Origin of the sequence: Schinkia azotoformans (assembly GCF_035811335.1) — a bacterium.
Lineage (GTDB): Bacteria > Bacillota > Bacilli > Bacillales > Bacillaceae_J > Schinkia > Schinkia azotoformans.
Genome location: NZ_JARSMD010000027.1, coordinates 137,044 through 150,048 on the forward strand (window position 1 = coordinate 137,044; position 13,005 = coordinate 150,048).

Genomic DNA, 13,005 nt, shown 5'->3' on the forward strand with positions numbered 1-13,005 from the left:
CTTTGTGCTAATAGAATAGAAAATCTCCAAGAAGGGAAAGATGGCCTGTGTAGTGATTCTGAAAATGCTTGTGAATCTTGTCTTTAAATTAAGAAAGATTAGCCTAAAGGCTAATCTTTCTTGTTGATATCGTAAAAATTGCTTTATATTTCTACTCGATTAAACTATAATGTATATACTGGGTATTTGTGTGTATATACTCGGCCTTTACAAAATAAAGTTGCTTCTTCATTTCTTCTTCTTTGTAAATTCCTGTCATATGAAAATGCTTTGCTGACTAATCTTGAACAAGTATCAATTTCAGTTGGTGTAATTGGTCCAACAAAATTTGGATATATTTGCGGAGTGGCAAGCATAACTTGTACATCATTAGTTTCAAGCACCTTAGAACCTCCATTGAATGTTAATGAAACAAGTGCATCAAATTGAGATTGTGAAAGTTGACAACCTGTAGGAAGTACTAACTTATTTACATCCCCTACAGCTTTTACAGTATCATTAGCAAAGAAAGTATCTGCTTTAGCCTGAGAAATTGGTGAAGTATAACCCAGATTTAAAGATTTTGATAAAGCATCAGCTTCTGCTTGGGATAGAAGAGAATCATTTGGATTACCTGTTGTATTTTTAGTATATGTTTTAGTCTTTGTTATCAAATGTCCCCATCCAACTGTCGGATACCCATATGGATCTCCATAAAATTTCAAGCTAAATCCCTCATATTTTTTGATAAGGTTTGCCCCATCTGTGCCTAAAGAAAAATTTGACATAATAAAACTCCTTTGTTAATTGATTTTTTGTTATTAAGTTTTTGAATTGCATTATTTTGTTAGGATTTCTCACTGGCCAGATTGTTTGTCCTACAATTTATAAAGGGGATTTTCTTACTAAAAAATAAACCCTAAAAATAATTTTTTAAAAATTAATAAAATACAGTAGTATTTTTCGGAAATTATAAATTGCGATAGCAAATCTAAATAGAGAAGGCTTTGTAACAATTTTCATGGGTTTTTTAAGTATGAGTGGAATTAACAAAGTGGCAACTGGTAATTTTAATAAACAAGATCGAGTATCTTTAACATTTTCTTCGCTTTCTTCTGTTGGAGCCTGATAGGGGGATCAGCCGAGATATATGTAAAACTTAGTTATAAACCTTCTTTTATTCTTAAGTTGCGTAATGTAAAAAATAGCGTTATTTTCATGCTAACAAATTTAAACGTAAAAAAGTCGTTTCCTAAATATAGAAGGAAACGACTTTTTAATTTGTCTTATTCAAACTATCACGCTCCTGTTTCTTACTCTAAATCGTGGGTAAGTTCGAGATAAGTTCAAAAACGGCATGATAGATGCCAGTGTTCGAAAAGATAGTTGTCGCATTTTACTTGTTTTAAAAGCCAAGCTGCCGGTACCAAGGATTGGCTTGTAACTGCTAAACTATTATTAACAGTTTCCGCCAGATAAGATTGAACACTTTTTTACCAAATTAATCCTCTACTAAGCTATGATAAAGCTATCATCATTTGTTTAGTTGGAGGGTATGAGAAAGGTGGAAAAATTAATCTTGTTTTTAGAAATTCATCAATTAAGGGAGAAAGGTTTTAGTAGGTCTGCAATTGCTAGAAAACTGGGTATTTCGAGAAATACAGTCAATAAATATTTAAAAATGACATTCGAGGAAGCAAAAGATTGGGCAGCCTCTCTTGGTAGCAGAACAAAGAAATTGGATTCATATCAGGATAAGATATTAAGTTGGCTGAAAAACGATCCGGACATGTCTTCAGCTCAAGTGGAGGCTTGGTTAAAAGAGCATTATCCGGATTTAGTGGTTGGGGGAAGTACGGTTAGAAACTATGTAAGTCATCTTCGAGATGTTTACCATATTCCTAAGGTTTTACATGTTAGATCATATGAAGCAATAGAGGAATTACCGATGGGACAACAAATGCAGGTGGATTGGGGTGAAATAACGGTTAAAAATTTAGAAAAGAAGGATGTCAAATTATATTTTATTACGTTTGTTTTGTCGCATTCTCGCTTTAAGTATGTGGAATTTTTAGATAGGCCTTTTACTACAAGAGATACCATTAGCTGTCATGAAAAGGCTTTTCAATTTTTTGGAGGAATGCCAAAAGAGATTGTATATGACCAAGACCATCTGATTACAGTCAGCGAAAATGCTGGTGATATTATTCTGACGAGTGAATTTCAAGCATACAAGCAAGATAGAGGTTTTCGAATTTATTTATGCCGTAAGGCAGACCCAGAAAGTAAAGGACGAGTTGAAAATGTGGTGAAATATGTGAAAAGGAATTTTGTGAAACACAGGATATTTTCAAATTTAGAGACATGGAATGAGAAGTGTATTGCATGGTTAGAAAGGACGGGGAATTACAATGTACACAATACAACAAAAAAGAGACCGGTAGAAGTGCACGCCCTCGAAAAGCAACACTTAAAGCCAGTCTCTCCCCTACTCTCTTTCGAGAGCAACCTTGGTTCTAGTATAACAAGAACTGTCCATAAGGACAATGTTATAAAATACAAATCTAATCGTTATTCACTCCCATTAGGAACTTATCGCCCAAGGGGAGAAAATAAGGTCTATATAGAAATTCAGGAGGAAAACCTCATTATTCGGAAAGAGCCACAAGGGGAGATATTAGCTAGACACAAAATATCCCATGGAAAAGGGGAATTGATTAAGAATCGCCAACATACAAGGGATCGCTCAAAAGGAATTCAAGCATACAAGGAAACTGTGATTCGTCAATTTGAAAATCAAGAAAAGGCTGAACAATTTATACATGAAGTAGGATGCCGGTATCCAAGATACATACGTGATCAACTTCAAGTCATTCAATACGCCATTACCCATTTTCGATCAGACATAAACGAAGCCCTAGATGTTTGCATTAAAGACCAGTTATGGAGTGGTAACGATCTTCGTGATATTGCCCAACATTTCGCTAGACTAAAAGAAAAAGAAACTCCTAAAGTACCTACGATGCAAAAATCAAAAACAGTCAACCCCGCAATAAAAGCTACGGCAGCAACTAGGGATATGGAACAATATATTGAAATTTTAGGAGGCGCTTCATGATGACTAAAACGGTACAACTTCTTCAAGAGCAATTCCGCCATCTTCGGATGACGGAAGTAGCAAATGAACTGCCTGTATTACTTCGTAATGCGGAAAAAATGTCTTGGACTTATCAAGAGATCCTACAGGAAATCCTTACATATGAGTTAAAAAGACGGGAAGAAAAAAATGTGGAAAAGAGGCTCAAGTGGGCAAGGTTTCCTTATTATAAGACATTAAACGAATTTAATATAGAAGAGCAAGCAGCCCTGAGTACCCGACAATTAAACCAGTTAAGAGAGCTTAACTGGTTGGATCAGCAGTATAATATAATCCTACTAGGGCCGCCTGGGGCTGGAAAGACCTTCCTTGCGATCGGTTTAGGTATTGACGCCATTCAAAAGGGATATAAGGTTGTCTTTTCAACTATGGGCGAACTTGTACAACTATTGAAAACAGAAGAATATATTCAAAAATCGAAAGTGCAGCTTAAAAGATTAAGAGAAGCTGATTTGGTTATTATTGATGATTTAATGTATATGGCAATGGATCAACGCGAAGCCAATCTTTTTTTTCATCTAATAAACCATTTATATGAACAAAGTTCCATTATCATCACCTCTAATAAAGGTCCTGAGCAATGGGTGGAGTTGATGGGAGACCAGGGAATCACTACCGCAATTTTAGATCGATTACTTCATAGAGTAGAAGTTATTCAATTAAATGAGAATGACAGCTGGAGATTAAAACATCGCTCAACAATTTTTAATTAATCATTCCCTTGCCTATGAAAAATAGGTGGGGAATTTGAATCATCATAAAAAGTGTTCAAACTTAATTAGCGAAAAGTGTTCAAAACTACTTGACGGTTACATGGCTTTGGCAATCATGCTTGGCACTCCATAAAACCTTTAAAGTTACTATCCATTCTCCTTACTGTTTAGTGAAAAGGCGTTTACCATAGCTAAATTCAACATACAACTAACGAACATATTTTCTTATTATTGTTGTTGATAAAAGGTTAATATTGTAAAATTTAATTGAAAGGTTGTATTTTAAAAAGGGAATTTTACTTTATATAGTAATTAATTATTTAACCTTTTGGTTATAAAAAAGCGAAATATTTTTTTGAACAAAAAAGGAACATACATTCTTATGAGGGTGATTTTATTTTATGCTAACTCAATTAATTCCAAAAGAAGCACTAGATAATCCAATTATAAAGACATTTGTCTCTGAAAAGGAAAATCAAAATTTACTTCTGCTCTTTTTAAAAAAACCAACCCCAGAAAATCAGAAGGCATTAGATGAAAGGTTTAAAGAACATTTTCGTGCTGTAAGGATATTAAGCTACTTTTCGCAATACATTTATTACCTTTCAATCAATTTTGATAAAAGTGAAAGAAAGAGAGAAGAACGGTGCATGGTTATATTAGATAAATCAATTGATGATGAGGAAAATATGACTTTAGTAGACAACATTGCAGTATCAGAGACTTATGAATACCCGACAAATTCCAAGTGCATCGAAGATTATATTGAAAATGTTGAACTAATAAAGAAATTACGCAGCTTATCCCAACATCAAAAAAATATACTGTCAATGTCCTATATTGATGATTTAAAAGATAAAGAGATTGCTGAAATACTGTGTATTTCCCAACAGGCTGTTTCCAAAACCCGTAATAAAGCCCTAGAAAAACTAAGAAGGAGTTGTTAGGTATTGGATTATGACATCATTACATTAATTGGTAATATAAATTTTCCAATTGCTATTAGTATCTATTTACTTCATCCTGAAATATTCATAGTTCCTTAAAATGTGTGGATTCCTCCACAAGTAAGTGCAATTTCATGTACTGTTAATAAAAAGCCGATTTTTAAGCTACTCAATCTGGAGTTTTTATACTCGACCAAACACGTTCCAAAAGAACTTCTGATAGACGAAACTCGATGATAATTTAAAGTAAAAGGATCTACCTGATTTCACCAGTTTACTGGCAACCTTAATGATTCGAGTCCGTATGGTATCAATTTGCATGGCCTTTTGCCCTTCAGGAAAGCAAAGGGTTCGTAACCAATTGGTTAAATTATAAGCGAGAAGGCTTAACATCATCTTTACCTCGTTGATTAAGAAGGGATGACTGTTCATTCTGTCAAAATAAAAACCTTCTCAAGGACTACACTTACTACAACAAGTTATTCATATGAAAAATTAAGAATAAATAATAGCGTTTTAACACGGTATGCTGACGAAGGCTCAATGAATGGCAATAGATACGGATATCTGACCCCGACAGAAGACAGCGAAGGATACGTTAAAGACACAGGTTCTTGTGATTTTAGATAATTCATTTTTCATCAAACAAAGGGTGTCGTTGTCGCATATGCAGCACCCCTTGTTTTCTAACTTAATACTAATATTACTCTACGTGTAGCCAAGTTACAGCGTCATTGTCATCGGTATTCATATATACCTTCATTTCTCCAATTTCAAAACTATCTGACCATAAATTTTTCCTAATTCCATTTTCATAATCAAATTGTGTATTCATGATACGTTTTACTATCTCACTTGTTTTCGTGGTATCTTTTATTTTACTATTTAACATATAAAATAAGTCGTTTTCTAACTTAGTATAGTCTTTTATCTTACTCCACTCTATATGTATACTAGTAGTGTCTCCATCTGTAATAACGGTCAATTCATTATTTATTGGTACTAAAAAGCCACTATAATAAACATCTTTCGAAGGGGTAAACCAGTTATATTCTAAAGCGATTCTATTTAAAATGGTAAGGGCTTGTTCTACAGTAATAGGTGATTTAGGATCTAGTTTCGGTTCTCTAACACCAACACCCCTAATAATCCCTTTATTAACACAATAAAGCATAGAGTTATAAGCCCAATTACTTATTTCATTTTTATCAGCATATTGATTTAAATTACCAGTTGCATCTGTGTTGATTCCATTCATATTTAAGAACCGCTTGATCATTGTTGCAAACTCTTCCCTAGTTAGGCTAGCTGCCGAACCGTACTCAGATTTACTAATTCCTTTTATAATTCCCAATGAGTACGCTCTTTGAACATCTATAGAATTTGTATCTTTAAATGGATGCTGTTTCAACTCTACACTATTTTTATCAGTTTTAGTTGCTATTCCATAAAAAGCAATAATCAATCCTGCAAAATCTTCCCTAGTCAAACTTTCCAAGTATTTTTCATCCTTCAAAACATCTGGAGCATCCACTTTATTTTCCAAAAAATTTGATATTGCATGAGAGGACCACCCATGATTATAAGCTGAAGCAATATTTATATTTCCCGCCACCAATGTTAAAGTAATTGACAAAACGAATAGGAACTTTAAAAAAATTGATCTCATATATTTCCCACCCCTTGGATATATTAAATAACCCTGAATTTCGAAGGCTCTAATACGAAAATTCTAATTTAAAATACTCCAATCTTTAATAGAATAGGCTTTAAACTGATCCAAAACGCCAAAGAAAGAAACATATTCTGGGAATTTATTATAACACAATTAAAACGAATATTGGGAAGACTTACATTGAGCCAACTTTGGAGTACGCTACTTCATATGGAGGAATCCCCCTGTCATCAAAAGTCCCATAGGCATTAAATCCCACCTTGTCCACAGGCTTGAAAATTGAGATGATTGTATGTTGAAATACTACATAGCCAAATTTAAATTTAATGCTCCACCGCTACATTTTTTATCTCAAAATGGGTATAGTAACAAAAAGAAAAGCGTGGCAGTGCCCAATATTTAAAAAGCCGCCAAAACGCTAAACCATAACATTGATAAAGGTGGAGACGAAATGGAGAGCACAAGTGAATTTGTAGCGAGAATACATGATAAACAACAAAAAGATGAGCAAAATCGCAAACGCGGGAAAGGCCATCCTGAAAAAAGATTGCCTAATAAGTCGCATAGTCAAAGTAAAATGGATTAGCTTTTTGAAAAACTTAGCAATTACGTGAGTATCACAATTTGTCTTACTTTACTGGTATTAAATAACCAATAAATGGGTCTGCATTAAATCTTATGTAAGTAAAACCCGACAATCTTCGCAGGAAAAGAAATAATTGGTTTAAAAAACCCCCATTTATCTAAAGTATTATTGGCCCTTTTTACCATAAAACAAGGTGGGACAATGTAGAAGTGCAACCCAGGCGGTTCTATGGTTTGTACCCCTAATCGGAATAGCATTATAATGAAAGTTTATCAAAAATAACTTTCTATCAGACACGTTGCTTCGTCTTTAAATAAAAATAAGAAAGATTAGCCTTTAGGCTAATTTTTCTTGTTTAAAAGACGAGATTCACAAGCATTTTCAGAATCGTTACACAGGCCATCCTTGCCTTCTTGGGGATTTTCTATTCTATTAGCACAAAGTTTATTATATAACCTGAATTCATTTAATCAGTGACTTTTTTTAGCTCAAAGTTTGTTGCCTCTAATGTCAAGATAAGCCTATCATTATTAACAATAAAAAAACTTAGGGGTACACCAAGTTTTGTAGAAGAATCACTTATGCCTATATCTTTCACTTTATCATTTAAATTTATATTTAAAACATCAGGATTTATTTTAAATAATCTATAAAAAGAGTCTGTATTATAGCATATCCACTCCATCCTATATAATGGATTTTTTAGTTCATATTGATAATCATTATAGTTTTTAAGTCCTTTTGATGAAAAGAAGTCTTTTTTGATTATAAATTCATCCCCAATAATTTTTTGCCCCGTTGGATATTCAGAAGCATCATTATATGAATTTGCAAATCCTAAAAGTTTCTCAACTTTCCAAGTTCCATAAAAAAACGTTTCAGTTTCACTATCCAAATTTGTCCATACCCCAGAACAATATTCAGCTGTATTTTTTGGAATAATAGACTCATCCGTTTCAGGTTCAGGCTCACTAGTAGTATTTGTTTGAGAAGTTTCCACACCTGGGGGAACCGTTGCATTTTCTACGCTATTATTCGAAGGATTGGATGTCCTCGGAGTTGATGTTGTTTTAACATTTTCACAAGCCGATGATAGCATCAACATGATCGTAATACAAACCAATAATCTTTTTTTCATATTGCACACCCTTTTTTATTTTTTTGATTGTGTCACAATCTCTTCAGACATCATATAGCTGTTTACAGCGTATAATTTTTTTGCGGTAGTAGTAGGATTTAATATGCCGAAATACAGCCGCACGCACTTCGTTGCGTGTTTTGAAAAGCTTGCCATTAAGCCATTATTGCTTGGGTTTGCCCAAAAGCTCTCCATTGGAGCGTTATCGTAACAGTTCCCTTTCTGGCCCATGGAACACTGATAGCACTCTTTTTTAAACATCCTTCGGTACTCGTTTGAACACTATAGGCTCCCTCTGTCCGAGTAGACTATTACATCTCTTACTTTTTCGCGCTTATTTCGAGCGTTATTTAAGTATGTAACCAGATAATCTTTGGTCATTCTCTTTCCCATCGGCCAGCCAACAAGTTCCTTGCCGCATAAATCCATCATCACAGCTAAATATAACTAGACTTCATCTGTCAGTATTAGGTGATGTCAATTTTATTACGACATCGGGATAAAACGGATTATTCCGATTAAAAAGTTATTCCGACTTTTGAAATTGGTATGCTTGAAAGCCTAATCAATTCAAACAAAACTATCGGAATAACTTTTTGCCGTTTACCTTAATCCGTAGAGTCTTTTGAGAGTATCATTGTCCAAGGCGACACTTTCAAATCCTTTAGTTTTTCTAATAGGATGATTGGTGTTAGTTACCTCTTCAATTGCAGCCCTTTTCATTTCGGTATCTGCATAGGCATAAATCAATGTTGTCTCAAGATTTGAATGCCCTAGCCACTCGGAAATGAGCGGCAAAGGTACGCCTTTACGATAAAGGTTCAATGCTCTGCTATGACGGTACATGTGCGGTGTCACTCTTTCTGGAACATCTGCACACGTTGATCTAGCTAAAGACGCATACTTTTTAATGAAACGGGCAACGTTATCGTCGGACATAGTGTGCTTTGCCCCGTGGATTTCTGTATAAAATACGGGAACATTATTTTCTTTATCTTGGTGAAACCGTTTCATGTAACTTTTATAATGCTGGACAGTTTCCTTCATGATGGGTATCATTCGTATTTGCTTTCCCTTTCCATGAACAATGATATAAGGAGATCCTGTTTCTGTAACAACATCTTTTGGCATTAGATTTAGGATTTCACAGTCCCGTGCTCCGGTATCATACAAAAGGATCATATAAAACAAATCGCGGTGTCCCTTCCTAGTCTGGGGATCAGGCTGGCTGAGTATTACATTCAATGCCTCCTCACTAAAATGGTCTACCGTCAGTTTTCTTTCAGGTTTACGTTTGGCAACCTGACTTGCTGATAAGTAATAATCATTGTATGTTGGCACTTTCATTCCAACATATTTCAAAAATGCTCGTATCACTGACAAACGATGGTTTAGTGTTGTTAATCCGCAATGACGTTCATCCTCAAGCCATTTTAAAAAGGCATTGATACTGCCAACTGAAATGTTTTTAAAGGAGATGTCCTTTAGCTGCAGATTATTACTACTGCAAAGAAATTCTATATAAAGGTTTAGGGTCTCCCTGTAGGATTTTACTGTGTTAGGGCTCACAGTCTTTTGTGATGGTAGATAGACTGTAAGATATTCCTTTAACAGTTCGAATAATCGCTTGTCCTTAATCTTCATAATTGGGAACCTCCCGATTACAAGTCCAGTCGGTCGAAATCGAAGATTTAAGATGTTCTGGGACAAGATGAATATAATAAGCCGTATACTCTAAAGATGAGTGCCCCATATATGTGCTTAGATAAGGAAGAAGGTTCATAACATCCTTATCTTCATTCATCCAATTAATGATTATCCGGGTGGCAAAATTATGCCGAAAGTCGTATACCCTCGGTTTGTGATCCTGCGAGAATGAAACCCTTGCGGATTTCCAGCATTTATAGAAATACTTCTGAATACAGGCTGACCGGTAAGGCCCGCCATTAGGATTCTGAAAGAAATACTCCCTTCCTGGGAGAACCGTCTGGATAAGGCAATTATATTTGCGGCATAATTCAAGCAATTCCGGCGACATTGTCACAATGCGATCCTTTTTTCTTTTGGAGTCTTCGATGTAAAAATAACCATCCTCAAGGTTGACATCGCTAAGCTTTAGATGTCTTACTTCCTGAGGACGCAGACCGCAGCAATAGAGCACCCGGAACATAACGGGTATAACGTATTCTCTGTATGGCGATAAAGGATGGGGCGACAGGTGATCCGCCCCGTTAAAAAAACTACTCAGTTCCATATCATTATATAGATATGGCATAAAAGCTACCCCTTTTCCAGCGAAACCATCTGGAAGGACATAGGCGTTTTTACCAATGCTGATAAGGTATTTTGAAAAACTTCGGAGTATATTTGTACGGAACCGCAAGGTATTCTCTTTCTCATTTTGTCTTAAGGAACACCAGCTCTCAGCCATTTCCTGTGAAAGTTCAGCTCTGTCAGGATACTTTTCCGTGCAGAAAACGTCAAAGGAATGGAGACTGCGAGCAAAGGTATCTTCTTTGTTTCCCAGAGAGCAGCGCAACTTTATATATGCAAGAATGTCATCAGCGAACAGGCTGTTGAACTGGTATCTCATCTGTACACCTCCGACTCTACCTGTATCCCATCAAATCCAAGGGCACAGATGCTGAGTTTGGAAGGAGATAGCGGCAGATATCTTTTGAGGACATCCTTACTTTGATGGCCCAAAATCTGCGAAATCATTTCTGGTGAAGATGCTGTGTCAAGCAACCAGATGCCCATGCTCCGCCTGAAAGCATGAAAGGATTTTCCGTCATGCCTTTTCTTTTCAATACCAGAGATTTTAATATACTTATTAAGAACATTCGCAACACTGGATTTGTCACTGAGCCTTCTGTAAGGGGCTATTTCAGTGAGAAAGATATATGGGCTGTCTGCTTTAGGGCGGGCATTTAATATATAGTCGGCAACGGCTACAGCAGCATCAGCAACCAAAGGAAGAGATAAACCAAACCCTGTCTTGTGCTGGACAAAGTGGATAGTCATTTCCCTCCAGTTGATATCTGCTAGTTTTATGTTTGCTATATCAACAGCCCTGATGATCTTTATATTCCATCATAAGAAAATCATAAAGAATTTCCTGATTTATAGTTGCAAGGTCAGTAACTGACAGTTGCTGTAGGTGATAGAAAAAATCTCTTGCAATGGAGTAAAGCATAGCTACAGTATTTTTCTTTACCGCTAAACTGGACCGAAACTCTTCCGCAAGATTTTGATAAAAAGGTTCAAGCCGATGCTTGTATCGGCTTACGGCAGGATATGTTGCCTTGAAAGGTTGGTTAGCATAATAATCATCCAACATACCAAGTATACGGAATGTGTATCTGTCTCCTGAGTATTTCAGAGACTGCTTCTCCTTAGAAGGTAGTTGGAGTTCATATCTAATTTGGTTGTTGATATCAGCTTCGCAAGAAGCTTGTTGATGCTCCTTGTAGAAAGTTAGGATTGCTTCGCATGCCTTGGAGTACTCTTTGATAGTTTCTGAACTACGGAAATCGTTGCAAAATTTCATGACAGCTTCGATTCCCTCTACTATAGGTTTTGATTGCATTTTGAATTCTCCTCTCTGATTTTGAAGATTAACTACAAATTCAGAATAGGATATCAACCAGACCTTAGCTATAAGTTATTCCGATTTTTCTGCTAGCGGAATAGCAAAAAGCCAAGATTGAGTAAAAATATCGGAATAATTTTTTAATCGGAATAATCGCTTACCCATGCCTAATTCAATTAAGCTACAAGAAAAAATACCTTTTAATATTTTTTCATAAAAAAACAGGAGCTGCTGGTTTTAATTTTAACATATTTTAACATATTTTAACATATGAAAAAATTTCACACATACATCTAAACTTATTTACTGGATTAGATGTTCTACAAGTAGTTCAAATTATACTACCGCACTAGTAGATGTACCCTTGTTAGGAGAATACAAAGTTAAATTATCCACTAATACAGGTTACAGTTGGCAAGTTGCTTACCCTTGGGTTAAAGTAAAGAATTCTAATCCTGTTCGAACAGTATTCACTGCTCAAGACGTAGAAAATTGGAAGAGAGGCGAATTAATTAAATTTATCACTTTTACTACCGCAGGAACTCTTTCAGGCCTTAAATACTTATCAATCGCTACAAAACTTGCTAATTCGATGTTAAGCATTACTGATTCTGTATTATCATTTCAAAACATCATTTATTATGAAACCAAAAAAGAATCTATAGCACCAAGAGTGGGTTGGGCTGTAGAGGTAAAGTTGGTTGATAAAGGTATGTATTTCCAACAGATTACTACACATTACAATAGCACAAACGGTGTAGAAGAAGTCCGAACAGATACTGGTGCATACATTGCATGGAGATTCGGATAAAAAATAAGCATGAACCCCTAAACGGGTTCATGCTTTATTCTTTTTTATTGTTCGTATGAGGTTTATTAGAAGAAATAGCACAACAGCAAAGACGAATAACCAAAATACATACGATTTAATATCCAATACAGTAAAGATAGCGCTAAAGTTAATTATAAAAAGAATGATGACCAATATTTGTATAACACTATATACAATTAGTAATTTTTTAGTCATTTTATTATTAGTAAGTAAATTAAATAACGAATTAATTGTGAACAAAACAAAAAGTGCTAAATTTAAGTACAAAATTGTTAAATTGGAAGTTATAAAAATATTTTTCATCCCCTTCTACAGTAATTTCCTTGGTACATTTTAACATAACCTTCCATAAATACAACTCGTAATTTGTTCATCGTTTTAATCCA

At 35.1% G+C, this 13,005-nt stretch carries 13 protein-coding genes and 1 pseudogene; 5 read left to right on the top strand and 9 right to left on the bottom strand.

The window, feature by feature from the left end:
* Nucleotides 1-164 precede the first annotated feature (164 nt).
* Entirely contained in the window at nt 165-767 is a 603-nt protein-coding gene (locus P9E47_RS17390) for a lysozyme (RefSeq protein ID WP_004430922.1), read from the bottom strand.
* A gap of 788 nt (nt 768-1,555) precedes the next feature.
* On the opposite strand from P9E47_RS17390, the gene istA reads away from it, so the two are divergent.
* The 3 genes from istA (at nt 1,556) to P9E47_RS17405 (ending at nt 4,796) form a co-directional block, all read left to right on the top strand.
* Complete coding sequence (gene istA, locus P9E47_RS17395) at nt 1,556-3,097, top strand: IS21 family transposase (RefSeq protein ID WP_326164169.1); 1,542 nt, start codon at nt 1,556-1,558, stop codon at nt 3,095-3,097.
* A complete protein-coding gene (istB, locus tag P9E47_RS17400) occupies nt 3,097-3,849 on the top strand; it encodes an IS21-like element helper ATPase IstB (RefSeq protein WP_326164170.1) in 753 nt (250 codons plus the stop codon). Before istA ends, istB begins: the two co-directional genes overlap by 1 nt.
* 401 nt (nt 3,850-4,250) lie before the next feature.
* Complete coding sequence (locus tag P9E47_RS17405; protein WP_003331412.1) at nt 4,251-4,796, top strand: sigma-70 family RNA polymerase sigma factor; 546 nt, start codon at nt 4,251-4,253, stop codon at nt 4,794-4,796.
* 183 nt (nt 4,797-4,979) lie between these two features.
* Here P9E47_RS17405 and P9E47_RS17410 read toward each other — a convergent pair.
* Nucleotides 4,980-5,246: pseudogene (locus P9E47_RS17410) on the bottom strand (transposase); the annotation flags it as partial.
* A 253-nt stretch (nt 5,247-5,499) separates the two neighbouring features.
* The gene (locus tag P9E47_RS17415) at nt 5,500-6,465 is read right to left on the bottom strand and encodes an S-layer homology domain-containing protein (RefSeq protein ID WP_003331411.1); all 966 of its coding nucleotides are present in this window, start codon (nt 6,463-6,465) and stop codon (nt 5,500-5,502) included.
* 457 nt (nt 6,466-6,922) lie between these two features.
* Between P9E47_RS17415 and P9E47_RS17420 the strand changes: the two genes are divergently transcribed.
* Nucleotides 6,923-7,057, top strand: coding sequence for a DUF4023 domain-containing protein (locus P9E47_RS17420; protein WP_003331410.1), 135 nt, complete (start codon nt 6,923-6,925; stop codon nt 7,055-7,057).
* Nucleotides 7,058-7,523: 466 nt separating this feature from the next.
* Here P9E47_RS17420 and P9E47_RS17425 read toward each other — a convergent pair whose 3' ends face one another.
* From P9E47_RS17425 to P9E47_RS17445, 6 genes are all read right to left on the bottom strand, one after another.
* Complete coding sequence (locus P9E47_RS17425) at nt 7,524-8,195, bottom strand: hypothetical protein (RefSeq protein ID WP_003331409.1); 672 nt, start codon at nt 8,193-8,195, stop codon at nt 7,524-7,526.
* A 282-nt stretch (nt 8,196-8,477) separates the two neighbouring features.
* Nucleotides 8,478-8,630: a hypothetical protein gene (locus P9E47_RS22985; protein ID WP_407697192.1), complete on the bottom strand. Its 153-nt coding sequence runs from the start codon at nt 8,628-8,630 to the stop codon at nt 8,478-8,480.
* 168 nt (nt 8,631-8,798) lie between these two features.
* Nucleotides 8,799-9,839 (bottom strand): tyrosine-type recombinase/integrase, encoded by a 1,041-nt coding sequence (locus tag P9E47_RS17430; protein WP_326164141.1) that lies wholly within the window; start codon nt 9,837-9,839, stop codon nt 8,799-8,801.
* Nucleotides 9,829-10,788: a tyrosine-type recombinase/integrase gene (locus tag P9E47_RS17435; protein ID WP_326164143.1), complete on the bottom strand. Its 960-nt coding sequence runs from the start codon at nt 10,786-10,788 to the stop codon at nt 9,829-9,831. Before P9E47_RS17435 ends, P9E47_RS17430 begins: the two co-directional genes overlap by 11 nt.
* A complete protein-coding gene (locus P9E47_RS17440; protein ID WP_326164144.1) occupies nt 10,785-11,219 on the bottom strand; it encodes a tyrosine-type recombinase/integrase in 435 nt (144 codons plus the stop codon). The genes P9E47_RS17435 and P9E47_RS17440 overlap by 4 nt, the downstream gene beginning before the upstream one ends.
* 40 nt (nt 11,220-11,259) lie before the next feature.
* Nucleotides 11,260-11,784 carry a hypothetical protein gene (locus tag P9E47_RS17445; RefSeq protein WP_326164145.1) on the bottom strand — a complete coding sequence of 175 codons (525 nt, stop codon included), beginning with the start codon at nt 11,782-11,784 and terminating at the stop codon, nt 11,260-11,262.
* Between the two features lie 367 nt (nt 11,785-12,151).
* On the opposite strand from P9E47_RS17445, the gene P9E47_RS17450 reads away from it, so the two are divergent.
* On the top strand, nt 12,152-12,598 hold the full coding sequence (locus P9E47_RS17450; RefSeq protein WP_326164146.1) for a hypothetical protein: 447 nt from the start codon (nt 12,152-12,154) through the stop codon (nt 12,596-12,598).
* Nucleotides 12,599-13,005: the final 407 nt, after the last annotated feature.